Consider the following 24,254-nt stretch of genomic DNA (forward strand, 5'->3'; position numbering starts at 1 on the left):
AACTTAATCTTCTGATGGAGGCTGAGGCGCCGGGCGGTAGATTTCAAACTCTACCCGCCGGTTGATGGCCTTGGCTTCTTCGTTGATCTCTTCCACGATGGGGCGGGAGCTCCCATACCCCTCCCAATCCACTCTTTCCGACGCTAGCCCGGCAAAATCCACCATGTAATCCCTGATGTTGCGTGCGCGTTCCTGAGACAGCCGCAAATTGTGCTCATCAGATCCGTAGGAGTCCGTGTGGCCCGATATTTTAAGCTTGAAGTCCGGGTTGTCGTAGAGGAAGTTCACGATCTTATTGAGGTCACTGTACATTTCCTTTTTCAGGGCAGACTTTCCGTTATCAAATTCTATGGATTCAAATTTCACACGGCTGGCCAGTGGCTCAGTCACTTTTTTGAGCTCCCGGGTGCCATCCAGAAAGAAAGAATCCTCGATTCTGAAAAAGTCATCCCCCTGTATCACCAGCAAGTAATTTCTCTGGTCAATCAGATCAAACTCGAAACTTCCATCTGGTCGCAAATACCGTGGGGCCACTTCCACACCCTCATCCAGATCTATGATGGATACGATGCCCCGAAAGGCTTTGCCCGTCAGTGAATCGGTCAAGGAACCTGTGACTTTGGTGGTGGCCAGAGGTTGTGCATTCATTGGTAGCGGGAATGAGTAGATGTCCTGCTTATTCAGGTCCCGGCTAATAGACCTGGCGTAGAAAAGCAGCTCTGATTTGGAGTCAATGGTAAAGTAGTATTCGCTCCCTTTTCCATTCACCAGCGGACCTATATTGTAAGGTTCAGACCAGTTGCCGCCTACCTGATAAGACTTGTAGATGTCGTATTCCCCGAAATTATACAGTTGTCCATTGGATCCAAAGTAAAGCACATTGTACACTGGATGATAAAAAGGACTTACATCATTGTTTCGGGTGTTGATTACGGGTCCCAGGTTTTTGGCAGAAGACCACTCTCCGTTTTTCATTTTGTAGGTATAGTAAATGTCTGACAAGCCGAATCCACCCAGCCGATCCGATGCAAAGTAGAGGGTATCTTCACTGTGTGAAAGCGAGGGGTGCGAATCCCAGCTCAGGCTATTGACACGGGTACCGAGGTTTTTCACTTCGCCCCAGGTGCTGTCTGACTGTAGCTTGGCTGAAAAGAGGTCACAATCTCCAAAGCAGTCCAGACAATCACACCTCGAAAAGTAGAGAGTTTTTCCATCACGGGTGAGAATGGCCGACCCTTCCTTATATCGGGAATTAATTTCCTTGAATTCCTCTGCCTTGCTCCATGAGCCATATTCATCTTTTCGGCTAAAAAAGAGATCTTCGTTGAATGTACGTCGAATGCTCAGGTCCAGGTCATTACGTTGCGATGTGAAGATTAGTACATCATTTTGTACATTCAGCGAAGGAGCATAGTCCGCCTTGGCACTGTTAATTTCCTGTCCCATATTGAGCAGAATACCCCTCGGGGGGCGCAGGGTATCGATCAACGTTCGGTATTCTACCAGTTCATAGTAGTAGTCCAGAGGTACATATTGGGCAGCTTCCTGGTCATTGAGAGAGTCATAGTAGAGCTCAATCTCCTTCATATTGATGCCGGAATGATGATGCCTCAATACCAGCCGATAAAGGTTTTTGGCCTCTTCATCATCCCCAAAAAGTTCTGTGAGTTTGGCCAGGCGCCAAATGAGCTTGGTGTCTTTGTAGAAATTTTGAATGCCAAATTTGCTTACATAAGCTTTGAGGGCTTTGTAGAGCCCTTCCCAATCTTCCTCCTGGTCCAGTTTGTTGATCCTTTTGAGCTGCTCAGCGTTATAATAGTCAGGTAGCTTATTGATGTTCTTAAAATCATAGATATTTAAGTGCACATCTTCTGGTACCGAGTCGGTACTGATACGCTTAGTGGTTATACGCTGGGCGTTTAACGGCGATGTGCCGTAAACGAGGATAAAGAATAAACAAAAAAGGCGGATTTTTTCCCCATTCATATAAGCATGTCTTTTCGACAGACTCTCAAACAAATCAGGTTAAAGATAATACCATTTCTGGCACAGTAGCTAATTTGGCACAGCTATTGACATTTGTCTACCTGATTCTTTTGAAAGTAGATTTTTGAGGTAGTTACTGCCATATTGACACGATATTTATGTTTGAAGATAATATTACCAACCGTTTATATTTTTCAGAGTTTTTAGAGGATGAATCAGGAGAGCTTATTCAGCTGGTGGCTGATGAGGACGGAGAGGAGATGACCGACGATAATTTGCCGGATGAGCTTCCTATTTTGCCTATTAAAAACACCGTACTGTTCCCCGGAGTGGTTTTGCCGATTACTGTTGGCAGGACGAAATCTATTCGTCTGGTGAAAAAGGCCTATAAAGGTGACCGGATCATAGGGGTGGTGGCACAAAACAATACCAAGAAAGAGGAGCCGGTTTTCAATGACCTTTATAAGATTGGCACAGTGGCCAAAATCCTGAAAATGCTGGTGCTTCCTGATGGGAATACGACGATCATTATACAGGGACAGCAGCGTTTCGAACTGGGAGAGCCTGTGAAGGAAGAACCATTTTTGAAAGCGACCTTCCGAATACTCAAGGAAAGTGACGAGATGAGCGAGGATGAAATTAACGCGATCACTTCATCACTGAAAGAAGCTGCCTATAAGGTACTGAAGCTGAATCCCGAGATTCCGAAAGAAGCTCAGGTGGCACTGGAGAATATCCAGAGTTATACATTTCTGACTCATTTTCTTTCGTCCAATATTAATGCTGAGGTGAGTGATAAACAGAAGCTGCTGGAAACCAACAATCCGAAGGAGCGTGCGGAGCTTTTGCTGAAATACATGCTGAAGGACATTCAGATGCTTGAGCTGAAGCATGAAATCGCCAGCAAGGTACATTCTGACATTGACCAACAGCAGCGGGATTATTATTTGCGACAGCAGATGAAAGTACTCCAGGATGAGTTGGGGCAGGATGGTCCTGATCAGGAGGTGAATGCTCTTAGGGACAAAGCAAAAGATAAGAAATGGCCTGATGAAGTCAAGAAGCATTTTTTGAAGGAACTGGATAAGATTGGTCGGATGAATCCGGCCGCAGCGGAGTATCCCGTGGCTATGAACTATGCTGAACTTCTGGTGGATCTGCCATGGGAGGAGGGCACTGAAGATAATTTTGACCTGAAAAATGCCAAGAAAATCCTGGATAAGGATCATTTTGGATTGGACAAAGTGAAGGAGAGGATCCTTGAATACCTGGCGGTGAGGAAACTAAAGAATGACCTCAAAGGGCCTATTTTGTGTCTCTATGGCCCTCCCGGTGTAGGTAAGACTTCTCTGGGCCGGTCTATAGCCGATGCTCTGGGCCGAAAGTATGTGCGCATGTCTCTGGGAGGAGTGCATGACGAGGCTGAAATCAGAGGACATAGAAAAACTTACATTGGCGCTATGCCAGGTAAGATCATTCAGAACATTAATAAAGCTAAAAGTTCTAATCCGGTATTTATATTGGATGAAATAGATAAGGTGAGCTCCGACTTTCGTGGAGATCCTTCTTCTGCCCTGCTGGAGGTATTGGATCCTGAGCAGAATAGCACGTTTAAGGATAACTATCTTGAAGTGGACTATGACCTGTCAAAAGTGCTTTTTATCGCCACGGCCAATTCTCTGGATACCATTCAGGCTCCGCTGCGTGACCGAATGGAAATCATCGATGTGACGGGGTATACCCTGGAAGAGAAGGTAGAGATCGCTAAAAAGCACCTCATCCCCAAGCAGCGAACAGAGCACGGTTTGAAAGCCAAGCAGATCACTTTTGACAAGTCGGCCATTGCCAAGCTAATCAATGACTATACTCGCGAGTCGGGTGTCAGGAGCCTGGAGCGCAAGTTAGCTGCCGTGATTCGAAATGTGGCCAAATCCATTGCCATGGAGGAGGAGTACCAGCCCAAAATAACAGAGGGTGAGGTAAGAAGAATTCTGGGGCCGGAGGACTTTGACAAGGATGCTTATGAAGACAACAAGCTGCCAGGTGTGGCCACGGGTCTTGCCTGGACGCCTTCTGGTGGAGATATCCTCTTTATTGAGGCCAGCCTGAGTCGTGGAAAGGGCAAGTTGACCCTTTCCGGTCAGCTGGGAGATGTGATGAAAGAGTCCGCCATGACCGCACTTTCTTATCTCAAGACCAATGCCGCATCACTCAATATAGATTATCGTGTGTTTGAGCATTATGATCTGCATGTGCACGTACCGGCAGGTGCCATCCCGAAAGATGGACCTTCGGCAGGGATCACCATGCTCACTGCACTGGCGTCTGTGTATACGCAGCGCCTGATCCGAAGTAAACTTGCCATGACTGGTGAAATCACCCTGAGAGGTAAGGTGCTTCCTGTAGGCGGGATCAAAGAAAAAATTCTGGCTGCCAAGCGGGCCGGGATTAGAGAGATCATCATGTGCGAGCGAAATCAGAAGGATCTGGAGGAGATCAACGAACTTTATATCAAAGACCTGAAAATTCATTTTGTAAAGACTGTACAAGAGGTGACAGAAATTGCGTTATTGTCGCAAAAACCCAAGGAGCCTATGAATTTCATCCTACCCGAAACAGCCAGGGATTAATTGAAGTGGTTGATAGCCATATTGACCCTTCTGACCTTTTCTGCTTCTGCTCAGTTTGATCAGTATCAGAGTTTGCAGACTCCGTTTGGCGCTCGCAATGCTGCACTGGGTGGGAAGGTAGTGTCTTTGGCTGATGGTGACCTGATGCAGTTTGTACACAATCCGGCAGTTTTGGACTCTGTGGCACGCACTGATGTAGCCATCAATTTCAGTCCAATGTTTGCAGGGGTGTACTCCTTTTCAGGGGCCTATGCTGCGGAATTTTCTAAAGTGGGTAGACTTGCTTTTGGGGTGAGCTACCTCGATTATGGAGACTTTGTAGAGACCGATCCCGATGGTACGGTAACCGGGAGTTTTCAGGCGCAGGATCTTGTTTTGACAGTAGGGAAGAGCCATCGCATCGGATCTTTTGCCCTGGGAGGTAATATAAAGTATGCCTCCAATGGCATTGCTGGTTATGGTTCCTCGCTTTTACTGGGAGATCTGGGCGGAGTGTACCGCGCCCCTGATACCGATTTCACTGTAGGATTGGTCTTTAGAAATTTTGGTTTTGTTCTTGCGGATTATACAGGATCGGGCGCCAATCACGTCCCATTCGACGTGCAGATCAGCACATCGGTGAAGCCAACTTATATGCCTTTCAGGTTTAGCATCTCTGCTTATAACCTTGTGCGGAATGATATGTATTTTTCATTGGATGAGGGGATCAGTAAATCAAAAACCATTGAGATTGCCGATCGAATATTTCGTCATGTGAATGTGGGTGCTGAGTTTATCATTCACCAAAACGTTCAGTTTTTGTTTGGCTATAGCCACCTGATGCATCAGGAATTGAAAGTAGGCGAAGAAGCCTACGGCGCAGGTTTGAGCTACGGACTGGCACTTGGAATCAGGCAATTTCAGATCAGGTATTCACATGCCACCTATCATGCCGCCGGAGGGACGGATTTCTTTACCATCCAATCCAATCTAAATTCGTTTAAGAAGATTTTATAGCACTATGAATAAGAATTTGACACCAAGGCAGATTGTTGCCGAGTTAGATAAATACATCATTGGCCAAAACGATGCTAAACGCAATGTGGCAATTGCCTTGAGAAACAGGTGGCGCCGAATGAATGTAAAGGAAGAAATTCAGGGAGAAATCGTCCCAAATAACATTCTGATGATAGGGGCGACCGGGGTAGGTAAAACTGAAATAGCCCGAAGGCTGGCTCATTTGGCAGAAGCTCCCTTCACCAAGGTGGAGGCTTCTAAGTTTACGGAAGTGGGCTACGTGGGCCGCGATGTGGAGAGTATGATCAGAGATCTGGTGGAGCAGGCGGTGGACATGGTGAAGACCACCAAGAAGGAGGAAGTGAAGGAGCGTGCAAAGGAAATAGTAGAAGGGATAATCCTTGATGCGTTGATCCCTCCGCTCAAAGGTTCGCCCACGCCTCATGCTACAGGCATGGGGAAGGATCAGCCGGAGGATGAGCGTGAGTTGAACGAGAAAACCAGAGACCGTTTTCGGGAGAAGATCAGAGATGGGGAAATGGATGAGCGAAAGATTGAGATCGATGTGAAGCAGAACAGTACTCCAGGCATGGGAATGATTGGCGGGGGCATGGATGAGGCTTCTATGATCAATATTCAGGAGATGCTGGGAAGCATGATGCCTAAGAAGACCAAAAAGCGTAAAGTAACGATCGCGGAAGCCAGAAAAATTCTCCTGGAAGAGGAGTCCTCGAAGCTCATTGATATGGATGAGGTGAAGGAAGAGGCCCTTCAGAAAGCCCAGAATACGGGCATCGTATTCATAGACGAAGTGGATAAGATAGCCGGTGGTAGCAGAGGTGGTCAGGGCGGTCCGGATGTGAGTCGTGAAGGGGTGCAGCGTGATCTGCTACCCATTGTGGAGGGGAGTGCCGTCAATACAAAATATGGAATTGTGCACACAGATCATATTCTGTTCATTGCTGCCGGGGCCTTTCATTTTAGCAAGCCTTCTGATTTGATTCCGGAGCTTCAGGGTAGATTCCCCATCCGTGTAGAGCTAGATAACCTTACCAAGGAGGATTTCCTGAGTATACTCAAAGAGCCTAAGAATGCATTGACCAAGCAATACATCGCCCTGGTGGGTGCCGAAGATGTGTCATTGAGCTTCCAGGATGATGCTCTGGAACGATTGGCTGAGATAGCTTTTCAGATCAATGAGGAGGTTGAAAACATCGGTGCCAGGAGGTTACACACGGTCATGAGCAAGCTGCTAAACGAGATTCTTTTTGAGATTCCCGATACCATAGGGCAGAATGCCAGGATCGTGATTGATAAGGCGCTGGTGGAGGAGAAGCTTGCCGGACTGGTCAAAAACAAAGACCTCAGTCACTATATTTTATAAATTCAGGACAGTTTCTTTAGCTGGCACCCGACGAGTGGCAGCCCGGTCATATGCGTCATCATAGTCTGTGCGCAGGGTGCCAAAGACCCGATCCCATATGAGGGTGTAAAGGCCATAATTGCCCTGAAACTTGTGATGGTGCTGATTGTGAGCCACTGAGGTATTCACATACTTGCCGATCCAGGTCTTATTGAATCCTCTGGGGTAAAGCTCATAGCCCAGATGACCATATACGTTGTAAAAAATCTGGAAAATCATAAATAGTACGATTATAGCTGCATGCGTGGGTACCGTAAAGCACAGGATCGTGATGATCAAAGCTTCGATCACCGCCTCAAACGGATGGAATGCGTAGGCAGTCCAAGGTGAGGGGTTGGTAGACAGATGATGTACTTTATGCACCTGCTTGAAGAGTTTGGGGTGGTGCATGAGTCTATGTGCCCAGTAGAAGTAAAAATCGTGAATGAAAAACATCGGGATCACCGTAAGGGGCCAGTACCACGCCGGCATGGACTCAAACGAATCGAAAAGCAGATGGTAAGGCTTGAGCACCTTAAAAGACCATATGGATATAACTGCAAAAATGGCTACTGTAATGAGCGAATAGCCCGCATCTCTCAGGTAGTCCTTGGCTTTTGGAAATCGCTCCTGTATTTTCCTGAGGGGCATTCTTTTCCTGAAAATCACATAGAACACCAAAAAAGCCAGCCCCGCAGCTACGAAATAGCGCAGCGCAATGTGATAATAAGCAAAAGGAAATTTTTCTAAAATAGCCTCCATAGTCCTCTCATAAAGTTAATAGAAAGAAAAACAATCCCCTTGGACTGGGAAAGTTATCGATGTAACCTTTTAGGGATCAGTAGAAATTTCTTGGTGGCATCAGCGGATTTCAGGTCTTTCCAGTTGTCGATATTGAGCTCCAATGCATAGATACCACAGGTGGGGAGATTGTCTACATAGTCCTCTGCAAAGTGATTGACCAGATCAGTGAACCCTGGATTATGTCCAACAATGGCCACTGAGTCCGCCTCCCTGATATTGGAAAGTACCTCCAGGAGGTGCTCGCTGGTGGCATGAAAAAGTGATTCATCCAGTCGGATTTGCTCTTCGGGATAGCCCCAGTCATCAGCGATATACAGGGCTGTGTTGAGTGCCCGGCTGGCCGTGCTGCTGATCATCAGGTCTGGAGTCAATTCATTTTCGCTCAAATGCTTGGCGACAATAAGCACATCCCGCCGGCCTCTTCTGCCCAGGGGGCGGTCATGATCAGGGAGGTCAAAGCTCCATGACGATTTGGCATGTCGGATGATATATAGGGTCTTCATTTTTTATGAGTTAATCGGGTAAGTAAAAATCAAACGAAACTTCATTCATGCATTTGAAATGTCCTTTTGGGCATTTGTCAAAGCCGAGTTTCGAGCAAGGTCGACAGTCCAATTTTTTATTTTCGAAAATAGTGAATTTTGTGCGATAGGGATACATGCCAAATTCTGGCACTGTACTGCCCCAGATACAAAAGATTTCCTTCTTATATGCCGCCGCTATGTGCATGAGCCCGGTATCGTGCGTAAATACCCAACGGGACTGACGGATTAAAGATGCCGATTGATTCAGGTTAAATTTACCGCAGGCATTGAACACAATGGCCTTTTTGCCCAAAGCTTCAAGACCTTCTGTGAATTCATTCTCTTTTTCGCTTCTCTGGAAAAAACGCTCTACGCTTTCACCGGTTTCGGCGTCCTCTTTCCCGCCAAGGAGCACTATTGGCTTATTGATGCGGTCACAGAGTTCTATGATCCGATCTTTCGGTAGCTTTTTGGTGGCAAATTTCCCGCCTATGGCGAAAGCCACAAAGCCCCCCTGATAGGCCTCCGGGAGCCAGTTCAGTTCCACCTCGTCTTTATCCGCAATGAAGTAGTCCAGCCCGAGGTTATCCATTTTCACTCCCAGGGTGGTCACCGTATCCATGTACCGATCTACCAGATGCGTATTGGGCAGTTTGTTGATTTTCAGGTTGGTATAGAGCCACTTCTGCAGATTGAGCTTATTGAATGAAAAAGATTTCACACCCAATTGATTTTTGATGGCCAGCGTGCGCAGGTTGTGGTGCAGGTCTACAATGAAGTCGAATTTTTCTTTTTTCAATTGAGAAATGAAGGGTGAAAGCCCGCCTTCCAAAAGATGGAGCTGATCCAGGTATGGGTTTTCCTCAAGTACGGGCAAATACTCCTTTTTGGTAGCGAAATGTAACTCCACGTCGCTCAGTTGGGTTTTGAGCGTACGTATGACGGGGGTAGTAAGCACGATATCCCCAATCGAAGAAAAGCGCAAAATCAAAATTTTCATAGGAGTAAGCCGATAGTACTGGCTGTAATAGTTTTAGTAAATTTAAAGGACATGAGGCCTTGAATTGTTTTAAACTCATGAACTAATTTTTTATTTACCATCTTAACGGAAAGACCAGCCGTTTAACTATGGAGTGTTCAAAACAAATAAGCTCATGTCAATGAAAGGCTCCTTTTTTGTCTGCTTCCTGTTGATATCCTTTCTGGCGATGGCCCAGAAAAAGGCTCCCGATACAAGTTCGCGGATCGATCAGCCAAATCGGATAGAATTTGAAATGGATGATTATGGCATGGACTTCAACCTGATCAATGGGGAAGAAGCGGGCCTGCTGGTGGCCGTGGAAACCGAAAAAAGGACACCGGAGGGGTTTAACTGGACCTTTCATAGCCTGGATACGCTGCTGGATATCGTCTGGACGCGTATCTATTCCATTCCTTTTGATAGCTACCTGGCCGGCACAGAGTATCACAATGGCAAATACTACCTTCTGTTCAATGTATCCAGATACAGGAGTCAGGAGTTTTTGCTTGTGGAGATTGATGCCCTCACTGCCACGCATCGACGAATTGAGATCAACACCGTTTTCCCGATCCAGCTGACTTTTTTTGAAGTGATCGATCATAACATAGTTTTTGCTGGCTACACCAACCTTCGGCCTGTTTTGCTCACCTTCGATCTGGAGGAGCAAAAACCCCGTGTGGTTCCAGGCTTTTATGACAACAACAGTGATATTTTGGACATCATCATTGATGACGAAGCGCTGATGTTTACGGTGATTCAGCAAGATCGGATGCCCAATAGAAAATACACCATAAGAGCCAAAACCTTCACAGCGGCCGGAGATCTCATCCAGACCAATGTGATTACTCCCGGAGATAAAAAGAATCTGATCGATGGGGCCAGCACCATCTTTTATGGTGGGTTTCAATACATGGCTGGCACGTATTCCAAGAAAGCTTCGCAATACAGTCGTGGACTGTATCTCTCCAAGTTTGTAAACGGTCGTCAGCAGTTTGTTAAATATCATGAGTATGCCGATTTGGATAATTTTTTCGGATACATGAATGAGCGCCGACAGCAGCGCATCAGAGAAAGAATAGAGCGGAAGCGTTCTAAAGGGAAGAATACCCAGTTTAGTTACCGTTTGTTGGTGCATGATATAATCCAGCGGGGAGATGAATACCTGATGATTGCTGAAGCCTATTATCCCCGGTATTCCAACTATTCTTCCAATGTGGGTAGATATGGATGGAATAGTCCTGCCAGGTTTAATCCAAGTTTCATGGGCTACCAGTATACTCACGCGGTGGTGGTGTCATTTGATCGAAATGGAAATATTATTTGGGACAATAGCTTTGAAATCAATGACATAGAGACTTTTTCCCTGGAGGAATTCGTGGCGGTAAGTAACTATGAGGATAAGACAGTATTGATGTATCTGGAAGAAAATACCATTCGCTCAAAAATCATTCAAGGCAATGAGATTTATGAGGGGAAGACCTTTAACCCTGTTCGTCTGGCCTATGTGGATGACGAAGTGAAAACCAAAAACCCGGAAGTGGAAGGCCTAAAAGTATGGTATGATCGTGCCATGTATGCCTTTGGTGAGCAGCGCATCCGCAACGAGAATGGCACTGGGGGCAAAATTAGCAGACGGGTTTTTTATATTAATAAAATCCAGTACCACCTGGATGATAAGTCTAATTAAGGTCTAACCTGTTATTTCTATTTTATTATCTGACGGATTATTTGGGTTAAGGGAGATGCTCTTATATTTGCAGGAAGCCTGATCATGCAAAAAAGACTCCTGTTCAACAGTAAGCTCCTTCAGATCACAATCAGCCGGTTGTGTCAGCATCTCATCGAGAACCATGGTGATTTTTCTGATTCTGTGATTTTGGGCATGCAGCCTCGAGGAATCTATCTTGCCGAGCGCATTCGCAAGCGCCTGGAAGAAATGCTCAACACCAAAATCCAGCTTGGATACCTCGATACCACGTTTCATAGAGATGATTTCAGGAGGCGGGAGAGCCCCAAGACCCCCAATCAAACCAAGGTGCCTTTCATCATTGAAGATAAGAAGGTCATTCTAATTGATGATGTGCTTTTCACTGGCAGATCGGTACGGGCAGCCCTGGACGCTATGACCATGTTTGGCCGGCCAGCAAAGGTGGAGCTACTGGTGCTCATAGATAGAATGTATACCCGGCACATCCCCGTAGAAGCTAACTACGTGGGGCGCAGAGTGAATACCATGACTTCTCAGCGAGTGCTCGTAGAGCTGGAGGAGCAGGGCAAAAAAGACAACATCTGGTTAATCAACGAAACTGAATGAGCCAATTAAAGACAAAGCATCTCCTGGGTATCAAAAACCTCGATCGTGATGAAATCGAATTGATTTTTGAAACTGCTGATAATTTTAAAGATGTTTTGAACCGGCCGATCAAAAAAGTGCCCTCTCTCAGGGACGTCACTGTGGCCAACGTTTTTTTTGAGAATTCTACGCGTACCCGTCTTTCCTTTGAATTGGCAGAAAAACGCCTCTCAGCTGATGTAATTAACTTTTCCTCTTCCTCTTCTTCTGTGAAAAAGGGCGAGACACTACTGGATACGGTCAATAACATTCTGGCCATGAAAGTGGACATGGTGGTCATGCGCCATAGCAGCCCTGGGGCACCTCATTTTCTGGCCCGCCACATTAAGGCCAACATCATCAATGCGGGAGATGGTACCCATGAGCATCCTACTCAGGCATTACTCGATACTTTTTCCATCCGAGAAAAGACCGGCGGAGTGGAAGGCAAGAAAGTGGTGATCGTGGGAGATATTCTCCACTCACGTGTGGCCCTGTCTAACATCTTTGCCCTACAGAAACTCGGAGCAGAAGTGATGGTCTGCGGACCTGCCACGCTGTTGCCAAAGCATATCGCCTCCCTGGGGGTGAAAGTGGAGCTGGATATCCGAAAGGCGCTGGAGTGGTGCGACATTGCCAATGTACTTCGCATCCAGCTGGAGCGCCAGAAAATGCGCTATTTTCCCTCACTGCGTGAGTATTCGCTTTACTATGGCATCAACAAAGAGCTGCTCGATTCTCTGAATAAAGAAATTGTCATCATGCATCCGGGCCCCATCAATCGTGGCGTGGAGATCACCAGTGATGTGGCAGATTCGGAGCATTCTATCATACTGGATCAGGTGGAAAACGGGGTAGCCATCAGAATGGCCGTGCTTTATCTGCTCGCTGGGAAAGTGGATTAAAAAGGCTCCTCCGGTCTAAAGGGATTCTATAAACTTAACAGCCTGATCTTCTGAGGTGAAAATTTTGGTAGGAACCGTGGGTTTATTTACCATGAGATAGAAGTCTGTCATGATTTTCAGACCCGGTGAAGCTACAATCAGTGCTACTACTTTCACTTTTTCAGACCCTTCATTAGCCAGATAATCCCTTGCCGCCTTATTGGCACCCTTGAGCCCCCGGATATCGCATACTACGGGGTAGGTTTCTTCTCCCTGGAGTTTGAGTCGATCAGCGACTATCCGTTTGGCACCATCCAGGTCAATCTCAATATCAGGCTTGTAGGTAAAGAACATCACTCCATCCCTGATGTGAAACTGAGCAAAATCATTTTCTATGGATGAAAAGTTCATTTCTGAAAACCTCTGATTAAATGGATAGTTAATCAAAGATAGTCATCTGTATAAAACAATCATAGATAGGTGCAACGGAGTGATTCGTCGATAAGTTCTTCCAATCGAATTTTCGGCGCGCTAAGAAGAGTATTTTTGATAAGTATGGCAAAAATCCGACACAATAATTATATCGATACAGTTGTTGAAATTTCGCGAAATGCATCGGAGAAGGGTGTGGTGGATTTGTACACTGAGGATGATCACTTTACCGGTCGTCACATTAAAGTCAACGGGAAGGACCTTTGTCACTTTGGCACTACAGGATACCTGGGGCTTGAGCAGGACATCAGGATAAAGAAAGCCGCAGTAGACGCGATCATGCGATATGGTACGCAGTTTCCTCTTTCCAAAACCTTTATCTCACATTCGGCCTATAGTGAACTGGAGGATAAGCTGGAAAAAATGTACGGCTATCCTGTGGTGGTCACCAAAAATAGCACCTTAGGACACCTGGGCACTATCCCCACAGTGGTGCGGGATGAAGATGCCATTATTCTGGATCAGCAAGTGCACTGGAGTGTACAGAATAGCTGTCAGATAGCCAGAACTCGAGGTATTCCGGTAGAAATGATCAAACACAATAACATGGAAATGCTGGAGGCGAAGATCAAAGACCTCAGCTCCGTGGCGGATAAGATATGGTATTTTGCTGACGGAGTGTATTCTATGTATGGCGATGAAGCGCCCATAGGGCGATTAAAGGAACTATCTGCCAAGTACCCTCAGCTATGCCTCTATTATGACGATGTGCACGGTATGAGCTGGGTGGGTAAGAATGGTACTGGCTATGTGATTAGTCAATACGGAGAATTACCCCAAAACGTCATTGTCTTTACCACATTGAGCAAAACCTTTGGGGCCAGTGGTGCTACCATGGTCACGGCCAATAAAGATTTTTATACAAGGGTGAAGCGCTTTGGAGGGCCGCTTACATTTTCAGCTCAGCTGGAACCCAGTTCGGTAGCTGCAGCCATTGCTTCGGCAGATATCCACCTGTCAGACGAGATCTATGACATGCAGAAGGAGCTGGCCGATAAGGTAGCTTATTGTAATGCGTGTCTTGCGAAAACCGACCTGCCTTTGATTGAAGAAAATAACTGCCCTGTATTTTATATTGGAACAGGCGCACCGGCCGTAGGTTACAATTTTGTGAAAAAGCTCATGGATGCGGGCTTTTATGTGAATATGGGGGTTTTCCCTGCAGTCGCGGTGAAACGCACTGGAGTGAGGTTTACGGTGTCCAGACATAACCAAAAGGAAGATATCAAGGCCCTGGTAGAGGCCATGGATAGGTTGTATCCTGTGGCTCTGGCAGAGGAAACCACCACCAAAAATCAAGTCAGGAAAACATTTGGGTTGCCTCTGTTGGACAAAGGGCAATCAGCACCAATCAAAATGCCAGCATCCTTTCGGGTATCCGTATATAAGAGCACCGATGAGTTGCCAGCCAAGGAATGGGATGATATTTTCAAAGGGAGAAACGTCTTTGATTTTGCAGGGCTGCAATTTCTGGAGCAGGCCTTTGATGCTTCGCAGGCACCAGAACATCAGTGGGATTTCAGGTTTGTGCTGATCAGAGATAAGGCTGATAAGATTGTGCTGGCCACCTTTTTGACCAAAACACTGTGGAAGGATGACATGTTGGCACCGGCTTCCGTTTCTATGGCTTTGGAGAAAAAGAGGCTCAGTGACCCGCTGTACCACTCTAGTCAGGTGCTGGCCATGGGGTCATTGTTTACAGAGGGGGATCATTTGTATCTCGATCAGGAGCACCCAGACAAAGACGCCATTCTGAATTTATTTTTCCAGACGCTCACCAAAATTGATGAGGAGCTTCAGCCGGATGTGATTGCCTTACGGGATTTCACCCTTTCCGATGATTTTCTTAAGGCACATTGCGATGGTCAGGGCTACGTGAAGGCTGCTTTGCCCGATTCTTGTGTGATGGAGGACTTGTCATGGTCCACGCAAGATGATTATATACAGCGGTTGTCGTCCAAATCCAGAAAGCATTTCCGTCAGGATATAGAGAAGTACACAGATCGGGTTCAGGCGGAGGTGACTAACGACTTATGTGCGGAAGAACTTAGCAAAGCCTATTCGCTTTACCGTAATGTCTGGGACAAGAATTTCGATATGAACACTTTTGCTTATCCTCAATCTGTCTTTGAGGTGATGAATGCGGATTCAAATTGGGAATTCATCAAAATGTATCCTGCCGGAGGAGAGAAAAGTCCTGAACGACTCATAGGTGTGATGTTTTCTTACAAGAACCTGAATTTGACCTATGTGCCTTCACTCATCGGATTGGATTACGATTATTCGGATGAGTTTTCGGTGTACCGCCAGATGTTGTTTCAGACTGTATTGAGGGCGAGAGCACTTGATTTTAAACGAATTGATTTTGGTTTTTCTGCGTCTTTTGAGAAACGGAAGGTAGGGGCCGAATCTATACAGAAGATCGCCTACATACAGGCGAAGGATAACTTTGCTATGGAAATGATGGAAGTGGTCCAGAATGAAACGATTAGTTCCTAACCCGGATTTTCGTTGATCACAGAGGTGATTTTGTTGAAAATGCCATCCACGGTAAATGGTTTCCCAATATGTCCGTTCATTCCATTTTCGAAGCAGGTTTTGATTTCTTCGGGGTAAACATTGGCCGATAGAGCAATGATGGGTGCCTGATATCCAGCTTTCCGAAGCGCAGTGGAGGCTTCAAATCCATCCATCACGGGCATCTGTATATCCATCAGAATGACATCAAACCTTTGCTCCAGGGCCAGATCTTGGGCTTGTTTTCCGTCACGAGCCAAAGACACATTGGCATTTAGCTTTTCCAGTACTTTCTGCGCCAATAGGATATTGATTTCATTGTCATCTACAATGAGCACCCTGAAGCCCTTGGGAAAGGCCGGTGTTTCTTTGGTGGCAGCAGGATCATGCTCGGAACGCTCCGGGGAGGTAGGTACTTTCAGGGGTAGCTCCACAAAGAAGGAGGTACCATTGTCCTGATTTTTGGATATCGGAGGGCATTCGAATTTGATGGTGCCACCCATGAGGGCCACCAGGTGTTTGGTAATGGCCAGTCCAAGTCCGGCACCTCCAAATTTCCGAGTGGTGGAGGTATCTGCCTGAGTGAAACTATCAAAAATAGATGCTCGCATCTGCTCGGGAATCCCTACTCCAGTATCTGTGACCTCAAGTAATAGATCCAGGTGGTGATTATCCTTCCTACTTCCTGATACTCTGATGAATACACTGCCTTCCTGGGTAAATTTGAGTGAGTTGCCTATCAGGTTAGTCAGGATCTGGGTCAGCCGTGAGGGATCTCCAATGACTATTTCAGGTAGGTCTGGCTCAACGTCCAGAATAAAGTCCAGGCCTTTTTCTCTGGCCAGATAGCTATAGGTTTGAAAACTGGGTTGGATGGAGCTTTTAAGGTTGAAAGGCACATGCTCAATGTTCAGTTTGCCATTTTCCACCTTGCTCAGATCCAAAATGTCGTTCAGTAGTTTGGCGAGGGATTGTCCGGAGGTTTTGATCATATCCAGATACTCTGTCTGGTCAGTATCAAGCGAAGTGCCGCCGAGTAACTCCAGAAAACCAAGCATTCCGTTCAACGGAGTTCGAATTTCGTGACTCATATTGGCCAGGAAGTGCGATTTGGCCTTGTTTGCCGCCTCAGCTTTTTCCTTGGCCTTTTTGAGTTCCCGCTCAGTTTCCTTTATATGTGTGATGTCTTTGGCTATGACTATGGTGCCAAGGTGATTCTTTTGGTTGTCAAACAGGGAAGAAAAGGAAGCCGAAGTTTCCAGGCGCGATTTATCCTTTCGGAGCAGCCTGAGTTCAGCGTTATGATATGCCCCGTTGGAGGCCAGGTGCTGCTGTATGTCCTGAAGAAAGGAGAAATCTTCTGTCGAAAGGAGCGTTTTGAAATCACGGCCTATCAGGTCCTGGGGTGAGTATCCCAGGTGGTCAACGACCGCATCATTGACCCTATCAATGGTTTGATCCGGGGTGATAATGATCAGGATATCCACCACACCCTTATAGATGCTCTCCATAAAGTCTCTGGAGACTGTGCTGGCTTTCAGTTCTTCACCCAGCATATTGATCCCTCCAATGAGACCTTCCAGTTCACCTTCTACGTCACGTTGTTTGAGCTTGTAGTCGAAATTGCCCGCAGCTACCTCATAGATGAGCTTGCTGATGTCATCAACTCTTTTTCTTATATACTCATCATTGGTGTTGTCCTTCGCTGGCATAGGTCATGGGGTCATCCAGTGACTCATTTTGCTCTAATATAAGGCATTCACAATTTTAAAAAGCTTTTTTCCTACTGAGAGTAGTTCTGGCTCGATGAATAGGCAAAATGCCCTGCTCAATAACATTTAGTCTACCTCAAATTTTGCTCGAAAAATTTCCTATATGAATCCCTGATTACCTCCCAGTGTAGTTGAAAGGAGTGATTTGCATCAGTTCTGCTTTGATCTCATCAGACACTTCCAGTTGCGTAATAAAAGCATGTAAGGTGTCTTTGGTGATCTTGTCGCCGGTTCTGGTCAGTGCTTTGAGTGCTTCATAGGGGTTAGGAAAAGCTTCTCGTCTCAAAATGGTTTGAATGGCTTCAGCAGCCACAGCCCAGTTGTCATCCAGATCTTTATGAATGGCCTCCTTATTAACCTCCAGTTTACCTAAGCCTTTCTTTAAAGAAGACAGCGCTAGCAGGGTGTGGGCTACCGGCACACCAATGTTTCTAAGTACAGTGGAGTCAGTGAGGTCTCGCTGCAGTCTGGAGACAGGCAGTTTGGAGCTGAGGTGCTCAAACATTGCATTGGCAATGCCCAGGTTACCCTCCGCATTCTCAAAGTCGATAGGGTTGACCTTGTGAGGCATCGCGGAAGAACCTACTTCGTTGGGATTGATGCGCTGTTTGAAGTAGTTCATGGCCACATACTGCCATACATCTTTGCTAAAGTCGAGCAGGATGGTATTCACCCGTTTGATGGCATCGAAAAGAGCCGCAAAATAGTCATAGTGCTCTATCTGGGTGGTTGGGTAGCTGCGCTTTAGCCCCAGTTTCTGACCTACGAAATCATTTCCGAAGGTATGCCAGTCGTTATCCGGGTAGGCCACATAGTGCGCATTGAAGTTACCAGTGGCTCCCCCAAACTTGGCGGCATATGGCACCTGCTCAAGCCCAGACAGCTGCTCGTTTAGTCTGCTCACAAATACCGCTATCTCTTTGCCCAACCGGGTAGGAGAGGCTGGCTGACCATGCGTCTTGGCCAGCATGGGAATGTCTTTCCATTCTTGCGCCACTTTGTCTATTAGCGCGATGGTTTCCTTCAGGTAAGGGATAAAAACGTCTTTGAGTGCCTCCTTGGTAGAAAGCGGAATGGAGGTGTTGTTGATGTCCTGAGAGGTAAGGCCAAAGTGGATAAACTCTTTGAATGTCCCCAGCCCCAGCAGGTCAAATTTCTCTTTGATAAAGTACTCCACCGCTTTCACATCGTGGTTGGTCACCTTTTCTATGTCTTTTATCTTGAGGGCATCGGCTTCTGAAAAATTTTCATAGATCGCCTTCAGGTCTGCAAACTTTCCGTGATCCACTTTGGTTAACTGCGGGAGAGGAATCTCACAAAGAGAGATAAAATACAAAATCTCCACTTTCACCCGATAATAGATCAGGGCATATTCCGAAAAATAGGGAGCCAGGGAAGCTACCTTGTTTCGGTACCTTCCATCAATGGGGGATATAGCAGTCAGATCGTTCAGCTCCATGGTCATGATTTTTTTGAAGGTGCAAAAATAGGTCATTCATATAAACTTGTGGAGGAAACCTGTAGGATTTACCTTTGCGGGACTTTAAAAAAAGGGACTCAAATATGGCGTTTGGATTATTCAAGAAGAAGAAAAAAGAAGTAGCAGCAGATACGCGTTTTCAGACGCTCAAAATAAAAGAAGTAATAGAAGTGGCTAAAGAGGCTGTAAACGTGGTTTTTGAAAAACCAGAAGCCGGTTTTCAGTACAAGCCAGGTCAGTTTATTACCATCATTAAAGAAGTAGGGGGTAAAAAAATCAGAAGAGCTTATTCGCTTTGCACCACCCCATTCGAAGATGAGTATCCTGCCGTCACCGTAAAAAGAGTCCCGGGTGGGTTGATGTCCAATCACATCAATGATCATTTCAAAGCCGGAGATACTGTAGAGATCATGGAGCCCATGGGGATGTTCACGACCGAATACAGTGCCTCTACTTCCAGAAAGGTTGTTTTTTTGGGAGGCGGAAGTGGAATCACTCCACTCTTTTCTTTGATGAGATCTGTACTCATCAAAGAACCATCCAGTAGTGTGGCCCTTATCTATGGCAACAGGAGTGAAGAATATGTGGTTTTCAAGGATCAGCTCAATGCATTGAAAGCGCAGTATGGCCATCGTTTTGAGTTGGTTCATATCCTGGAAGAGGATGCCAGTGGATTCGCTCAATATACAGGAAGACCCACCGCATCTATGATTGGTGAAATCACTAAGGGACTGGGGACCGACGATAATACCGAGTTTTTTATCTGTGGCCCTGCCCCCATGATGGAGATTGCCAATGAAGGATTGCTCGAAATCGGGATCAGGGAAGAGAAGATTAGAAAAGAAAGCTTTGAGGCGGGCAAGACTTCTCCTGCAGACATTATTGCACCAGAGGCACCTGCAGGTTCCAGCGAAGTGACGATCCTTCTTGATGGCGAAGAGCATGTGGTGAACGTAAATAAAGGAGAGGCCATATTGGATGCTGCCCTCGATCAGAATATCGATATGCCATATTCTTGCCAGAGTGGCCTCTGTACCGCATGCAGGGCGATGTGTCTGGAAGGTAAAATAGATCAGGAAAATGCAGAAGGTCTGTCCGAGAGCGAAACAGCAGAGGGGTATGTGTTGCTTTGTATCGGTAAGCCAATGAGCGATACCGTGAAAGTGGAAGTAGGTTGATCTTCATAATTTCATCATCTGACTCTTTTGTCAAACCATAGCTGACTGAGTAACTTCAGTACGAAATAGTAATTTTCATGAAAAGTCTCTCATCCTTTCTAATTGTCCTGGCTGTGCTGATAGGGTGCAGTCCAAAATCTACTGATGTAAAAGAGCAAACGGATCCAGGACCGTTTCTTCATGGGGTGGCTTCCGGTGACCCCTTGTATGATCGTGTGATTATCTGGACTCGGGTGACCCCTGAATCTCCTGCGGACAGTGTGGTGGTCTTTTGGGAAGTATCTGAAAATCAATGGTTTAAGTCATCGCTGATTTCAGGTCAGGTAGTGACTGATGCAGGTAGAGACTTCACCGTCAAGGTAGATGTGGCCAACCTTCAATCAGGGACTCCATACTATTACAGATTTAAATCAGCGGGAAGCTTTTCACCCATTGGCCGCACCAAAACAGCCGCACAAAATGCCGATTCACTGAGGTTTGCTGTGGTCAGTTGCTCCAACTATGAGTGGGGTTATTTTACAGCCTACCAGAAGATCGCTGAGAAGGAACTGCTGGATGCAGTGGTGCACCTTGGGGATTACATTTATGAATATGCTCCTGGAGGGTATGGAGATACTACTATTGGCAGAAAGCACGAACCGCCGCATGAACTGCTTACCCTCAGTGACTACCGTACCCGGTATGCGCAGTATCGGTCAGATCCGGACTTGCAGGCTATGCATGCGAGTCATCCCTTCATTGCCATCTGGGATGATCATGAAATTGCGAATGACGTGTACACCTCTGGTGCTCAAAATCACCAGGCAAATGAAGGGAGTTTTGAAGAGAGAAAAAGAGCCGCAGTACAGACATATTATGAGTGGATGCCTATCAGGGAGGCTGATAAACTTTACCGGTCTTTTGAGTTTGGGGAGCTGGCCGAGCTCATCATGCTGGATGAACGCCTGGAGGGCCGTACGGCACCTGTTGCAAGTATCTCTGACGAGAATTTTAACTCTCCGGACCGCAGCATGCTGGGGGCAGATCAGCTATCGTGGCTGAAAAGCACCATTGAGGGTAGTGAGGCCAGGTGGAAGGTAATAGGCAATCAGGTGATCTTTTCTGACATCAACCAGACAATGGTGTTTCCGGATAACCCCAAAAACCTGGATAGCTGGGATGGCTACCCGGCGGAAAAGAAAGAGGTGGCCAGGTTTATTAAAGACTTTGACAACATCCTGTGGGTGACTGGGGATACCCATGCCAGTTGGGTGATGGAAACCATAGTAGCAGATGTATCGCTGGCTCCGCTGGGAGTGGAATTCGGTACACCCAGTATTAGTTCGGCCAATTATGATGAGTATTCAGGATTGGATACCGCCAGGATGTACGAGAATCTCTTTCAGAATTTTAATCCTCATATTAAATATGCCAACCTGACAGAGCACGGATATTTCCTTTTGACCTTGCAAAAGGAGCGCGCCACAGCCAGGTATTACTTCGTAGAAAACATTCGAGTGCCGAATGCCGCGGAAGGTAAGCCGAAGGAGTTCTGGGTGAATGATGGGGCTCCGGTGATCAAGCAGTATAATGTATACGGTTTTTAAGAAGGGTCTTCTTTTTTGAGTCGGCCAGCGTCTTTGAGGGCTTTGTGAATCATCCATTCCAGCTGCCCATTAGTACTGCGAAACTCATCAGCAGCCCATTTTTCAATGGCCTTGAAAGTCTCTTCATCTATTCTTAATACAAAGGGTTTCTTCTTGGCCATATCCTACTCACTTCCCCAATTTTGCTTTAGTCTATCCACTACTTCCTGCATTTGATCAGGCTTTTGTGTGCCCAAAAGTAACTGCTTTCCGTTTGCCAATTCAAGCTGTAGCCCCCATTTTCCACTTACAGTAAGGGCTCTCCCGCTGCGAAATCTAAATCGGTAGCCCCAACCACCATACTCGGCGATAGGATGATACTTTCTTACCACCACCTTGCGGACATCCCACTTTTGTAGTGATCGGAATGATCTGATGAATGGAAAAAAGGAGTACCGGATGATTCCTTCGTCTATTTCTACCGTTAATTTCATAGACTGGAATAACCACATCAATCCTATCATCAGTACGCTGGTTGATACTCCAATGATGAGCAACCCTGTATCACTCGCCGGGTGATCGCCAAATGGCTCTCCCAGATAAAGCTGAATATAAAAAGCATACAATATGCCACCGACCATGATTAGGGTGCAAATAAGCAGTACCCACCATGACCAGGTGTATTTAAAATATTGTTCTTCCCGAAAGGTAACCTTGCCTCTCATGCCACTAGTGGTGTAAGGTGCCGGAGTTTACCACGGGAGTAATGTCCTTGTCTGCGCAGAGTACCACCATTAGGTTGCTGACCATAGCGGCCTTTCGTTCATCGTCCAGGTCTACGATCTCTTTTTTACCGATTTCCGCAATCGCCATTTCCACCATGCTTACAGCTCCTTCCACTATTTTATGTCTGGCCGCTACGATGGCAGTGGCTTGCTGCCTTCTCAGCATGGCCCCGGCGATTTCTTCGGCATAGGCCAGGTAGCCAATGCGGGCTTCCAGTATTTCTATCCCTGCTATCGAAAGCCGCTCCTCAATCTCTTTCTCCAGGTGTTCATTCACACTGTCCAGACCAGAGCGAAGCGTGATCTCAGCTTGCTCATCATCAAAATTGTCATAAGGGTAACTTCCAGCCAGCTTTCTCACTGCAGCATCGGTCTGTACTCGTACAAAATTCTCGTAATCATCCACCTCAAAAGCCGCAGCAAACGTATCTCGCACCCTCCATACCAGAATGACCGAGATCATAATCGGGTTACCGATGTTGTCGTTTACTTTCACTCGTTCGCTATCAAAATTCCTGGCTCGCAGTGAAATTTTTTTTCTGGTATAAAAGGGATTGACCCAGAAAAAGCCGTTTTCCTTGACCGTACCGACATATTTACCAAAGAGCACTAAGACTCTGGATCCATTGGGGTTGACAAAGAAAAATCCGGGAATAAAAGCAATGCCAAGTACTACCCCAAAAACAAAGTGAGGAATGCGGAGTCCAATCAATAATAGGATGGAAGAGAACAGCACGATCAGGCAAAGGGCCAGAATAGTGTATCCAGAGATGGGGGAGTAAAGTTTTTCTTGTGAGTCCATGGTTTTTAGTTTGGTGAATTTAATATGATATCATATTGATATCATTATAAATACGAGAAGAATGAAGAAAGGTTCTATGAATCTTTGTTTTTAACTTTGGAAAATAACTTATTGGATAAGGATGTCTGAACCCTACAATAACTGGGAGCGATTTTATCATCGTTTCAATTTGATCTTTCATGGAATCATTGCGGGGTCTCTACTCCCGTTTGCCTTTGTCTTTCTCGAAACCCAAAAGGAGTTTCCGGATGCTCCATTGATAGAAGGCATGGAGAGCATGGTCATAAAGATGCTTTTGGTCGTACTGGCCGGTGTGTTGATTTTTTTGGCTCAGAGCTATAGGAAGACGGTAATCAGTGAGGTGCAGGCGCTCAGTGATATCAAGGAGAAGCTCGATCTGTATCTCTCGAAGAAGTTGATTCAGTATGGTATACTGGCGGGTGCGGCCGTGGCTGGACTACTAGGGTTATACCTGACCAAGGATCAATTGTTTTCCTTTGTTTTTGTAGTGGTTCTGTTCGTTTTTTCTTTGGTCAGACCCACTTTTGATCGAGTGTCTGCGGAAATTGGGGTAGGATCGAAGGACCTCCAGGAGTGGGGACGTGGCTCTGTTGAAAGTGACGATAAAAGCTGAGCGATGAAATATTGGAGCCTTATTCTTATTATATTATTCCAATGCCAATCCAGACCTCAGAAATCCGTCCCCATCGAAAGAACTCAAAGCTCCCCTGATTATCGTCTCCATCCGGATCAGTGCCTGGTCTTAGCTCATGCACTTTCGTCGGAGGGTAACTCATCTGTTTTAGTGATTGAGGAGATTTTGGGGCGGGGCTTTGGCTTTAAAGAAAATCTAAATGCCGGCGATACCATTTCGGCCGAAGGAGAAACTCAGCCAGGTGTTGACACTTTGGTTTTAGATTTTAGACCCCAGATGGGTGGTGGGAAATACCTTATTGGACCAGGAAATTCTGGTAATTGAGGTTTGTGTAAATTTAAAGCTTATTACCGCGGTACTGGTTTTATTAAGAACCTATTGGGGGTTTTTGAGAAGGTGCCCGTTACACTTTATGAATTCAAAACAGTC

Annotated in this window: 21 protein-coding genes; 10 read left to right on the forward strand and 11 right to left on the reverse strand. The window is 46.2% G+C overall.

Translation table 11 applies throughout. From position 1 onward, the window contains the following. Positions 1 to 3: 3 nt before the first annotated feature. On the reverse strand, positions 4 to 1,986 hold the full coding sequence (locus ACHKAR_RS11810; protein ID WP_395417544.1) for an OmpA family protein: 1,983 nt from the start codon (positions 1,984 to 1,986) through the stop codon (positions 4 to 6). A gap of 158 nt (positions 1,987 to 2,144) precedes the next feature. Between ACHKAR_RS11810 and lon the strand changes: the two genes are divergently transcribed. From lon to hslU, 3 genes are read left to right on the forward strand one after another with little or no spacing between them, the layout of a single operon-like run. Continuing rightward, positions 2,145 to 4,616 carry an endopeptidase La gene (lon, locus tag ACHKAR_RS11815; protein ID WP_395417545.1) on the forward strand — a complete coding sequence of 824 codons (2,472 nt, stop codon included), beginning with the start codon at positions 2,145 to 2,147 and terminating at the stop codon, positions 4,614 to 4,616. Further along, positions 4,617 to 5,612 carry a type IX secretion system protein PorQ gene (gene porQ, locus ACHKAR_RS11820; RefSeq protein ID WP_395417546.1) on the forward strand — a complete coding sequence of 332 codons (996 nt, stop codon included), beginning with the start codon at positions 4,617 to 4,619 and terminating at the stop codon, positions 5,610 to 5,612. A gap of 4 nt (positions 5,613 to 5,616) precedes the next feature. Beyond that, a complete protein-coding gene (gene hslU / locus ACHKAR_RS11825) occupies positions 5,617 to 6,996 on the forward strand; it encodes an ATP-dependent protease ATPase subunit HslU (protein ID WP_159585090.1) in 1,380 nt (459 codons plus the stop codon). Here the strand turns inward: hslU and ACHKAR_RS11830 are convergent. The 3 genes from ACHKAR_RS11830 to ACHKAR_RS11840 are packed head-to-tail and all read right to left on the reverse strand — an operon-like array spanning position 6,991 to position 9,342. Beyond that, a complete protein-coding gene (locus tag ACHKAR_RS11830; RefSeq protein ID WP_395417547.1) occupies positions 6,991 to 7,776 on the reverse strand; it encodes a sterol desaturase family protein in 786 nt (261 codons plus the stop codon). The genes hslU and ACHKAR_RS11830 overlap by 6 nt on opposite strands. A gap of 53 nt (positions 7,777 to 7,829) precedes the next feature. Further along, positions 7,830 to 8,321 (reverse strand): SixA phosphatase family protein, encoded by a 492-nt coding sequence (locus ACHKAR_RS11835; protein WP_395417548.1) that lies wholly within the window; start codon positions 8,319 to 8,321, stop codon positions 7,830 to 7,832. A 10-nt stretch (positions 8,322 to 8,331) separates the two neighbouring features. After that, the gene (locus ACHKAR_RS11840) at positions 8,332 to 9,342 is read right to left on the reverse strand and encodes a glycosyltransferase family 9 protein (protein WP_395417549.1); all 1,011 of its coding nucleotides are present in this window, start codon (positions 9,340 to 9,342) and stop codon (positions 8,332 to 8,334) included. A gap of 154 nt (positions 9,343 to 9,496) precedes the next feature. On the opposite strand from ACHKAR_RS11840, the gene ACHKAR_RS11845 reads away from it, so the two are divergent. The 3 genes from ACHKAR_RS11845 to ACHKAR_RS11855 all read left to right on the forward strand — a co-directional run bounded on the left by ACHKAR_RS11845 (position 9,497) and on the right by ACHKAR_RS11855 (position 12,600). After that, positions 9,497 to 11,050: a hypothetical protein gene (locus ACHKAR_RS11845; RefSeq protein WP_395417550.1), complete on the forward strand. Its 1,554-nt coding sequence runs from the start codon at positions 9,497 to 9,499 to the stop codon at positions 11,048 to 11,050. Between the two features lie 84 nt (positions 11,051 to 11,134). Then, complete coding sequence (gene pyrR, locus ACHKAR_RS11850; RefSeq protein ID WP_395417551.1) at positions 11,135 to 11,677, forward strand: bifunctional pyr operon transcriptional regulator/uracil phosphoribosyltransferase PyrR; 543 nt, start codon at positions 11,135 to 11,137, stop codon at positions 11,675 to 11,677. Further along, the gene (locus tag ACHKAR_RS11855) at positions 11,674 to 12,600 is read left to right on the forward strand and encodes an aspartate carbamoyltransferase catalytic subunit (protein ID WP_159585085.1); all 927 of its coding nucleotides are present in this window, start codon (positions 11,674 to 11,676) and stop codon (positions 12,598 to 12,600) included. Before pyrR ends, ACHKAR_RS11855 begins: the two co-directional genes overlap by 4 nt. Before the next feature lie 15 nt (positions 12,601 to 12,615). Here ACHKAR_RS11855 and ACHKAR_RS11860 read toward each other — a convergent pair whose 3' ends face one another. After that, the gene (locus ACHKAR_RS11860; protein ID WP_159585084.1) at positions 12,616 to 12,990 is read right to left on the reverse strand and encodes a DUF7793 family protein; all 375 of its coding nucleotides are present in this window, start codon (positions 12,988 to 12,990) and stop codon (positions 12,616 to 12,618) included. 144 nt (positions 12,991 to 13,134) lie between these two features. On the opposite strand from ACHKAR_RS11860, the gene ACHKAR_RS11865 reads away from it, so the two are divergent. Beyond that, positions 13,135 to 15,570, forward strand: a complete 2,436-nt coding sequence (locus ACHKAR_RS11865; protein WP_395417552.1) for an aminotransferase class I/II-fold pyridoxal phosphate-dependent enzyme — start codon at positions 13,135 to 13,137, stop codon at positions 15,568 to 15,570. Here ACHKAR_RS11865 and ACHKAR_RS11870 read toward each other — a convergent pair. Then, on the reverse strand, positions 15,567 to 17,300 hold the full coding sequence (locus ACHKAR_RS11870; protein ID WP_395417553.1) for a PAS domain-containing hybrid sensor histidine kinase/response regulator: 1,734 nt from the start codon (positions 17,298 to 17,300) through the stop codon (positions 15,567 to 15,569). The genes ACHKAR_RS11865 and ACHKAR_RS11870 overlap by 4 nt on opposite strands. A 175-nt stretch (positions 17,301 to 17,475) precedes the next feature. After that, on the reverse strand, positions 17,476 to 18,819 hold the full coding sequence (gene purB, locus ACHKAR_RS11875) for an adenylosuccinate lyase (RefSeq protein WP_395417859.1): 1,344 nt from the start codon (positions 18,817 to 18,819) through the stop codon (positions 17,476 to 17,478). 104 nt (positions 18,820 to 18,923) lie between these two features. Here purB and ACHKAR_RS11880 point away from each other — a divergent pair, with 104 nt between their 5' ends. Together ACHKAR_RS11880 and ACHKAR_RS11885 are read left to right on the forward strand one after the other, a co-directional pair. Next, positions 18,924 to 20,018 carry a 2Fe-2S iron-sulfur cluster-binding protein gene (locus ACHKAR_RS11880; protein ID WP_395417554.1) on the forward strand — a complete coding sequence of 365 codons (1,095 nt, stop codon included), beginning with the start codon at positions 18,924 to 18,926 and terminating at the stop codon, positions 20,016 to 20,018. A 77-nt stretch (positions 20,019 to 20,095) separates the two neighbouring features. Then, positions 20,096 to 21,604, forward strand: coding sequence for an alkaline phosphatase D family protein (locus ACHKAR_RS11885; protein ID WP_395417555.1), 1,509 nt, complete (start codon positions 20,096 to 20,098; stop codon positions 21,602 to 21,604). Here ACHKAR_RS11885 and ACHKAR_RS11890 read toward each other — a convergent pair. The 3 genes from ACHKAR_RS11890 to ACHKAR_RS11900 are packed head-to-tail and all read right to left on the reverse strand — an operon-like array spanning position 21,601 to position 23,170. Beyond that, positions 21,601 to 21,765: an Arc family DNA binding domain-containing protein gene (locus ACHKAR_RS11890; protein WP_159585079.1), complete on the reverse strand. Its 165-nt coding sequence runs from the start codon at positions 21,763 to 21,765 to the stop codon at positions 21,601 to 21,603. The genes ACHKAR_RS11885 and ACHKAR_RS11890 overlap by 4 nt on opposite strands. Before the next feature lie 3 nt (positions 21,766 to 21,768). Then, on the reverse strand, positions 21,769 to 22,308 hold the full coding sequence (locus ACHKAR_RS11895) for a hypothetical protein (RefSeq protein WP_395417556.1): 540 nt from the start codon (positions 22,306 to 22,308) through the stop codon (positions 21,769 to 21,771). Positions 22,309 to 22,312: 4 nt separating this feature from the next. Beyond that, entirely contained in the window at positions 22,313 to 23,170 is an 858-nt protein-coding gene (locus tag ACHKAR_RS11900; RefSeq protein WP_159585077.1) for an SPFH domain-containing protein, read from the reverse strand. A gap of 121 nt (positions 23,171 to 23,291) precedes the next feature. Between ACHKAR_RS11900 and ACHKAR_RS11905 the strand changes: the two genes are divergently transcribed. Further along, positions 23,292 to 23,804: a hypothetical protein gene (locus ACHKAR_RS11905; protein WP_159585076.1), complete on the forward strand. Its 513-nt coding sequence runs from the start codon at positions 23,292 to 23,294 to the stop codon at positions 23,802 to 23,804. A gap of 28 nt (positions 23,805 to 23,832) precedes the next feature. Here the strand turns inward: ACHKAR_RS11905 and ACHKAR_RS11910 are convergent, their stop codons facing one another. Next, complete coding sequence (locus ACHKAR_RS11910) at positions 23,833 to 23,967, reverse strand: hypothetical protein (protein ID WP_395417557.1); 135 nt, start codon at positions 23,965 to 23,967, stop codon at positions 23,833 to 23,835. Positions 23,968 to 24,254 lie beyond the last annotated feature (287 nt).

The organism is Marinoscillum luteum, assembly GCF_044005705.1.
Taxonomy (GTDB): domain Bacteria; phylum Bacteroidota; class Bacteroidia; order Cytophagales; family Cyclobacteriaceae; genus Marinoscillum; species Marinoscillum luteum.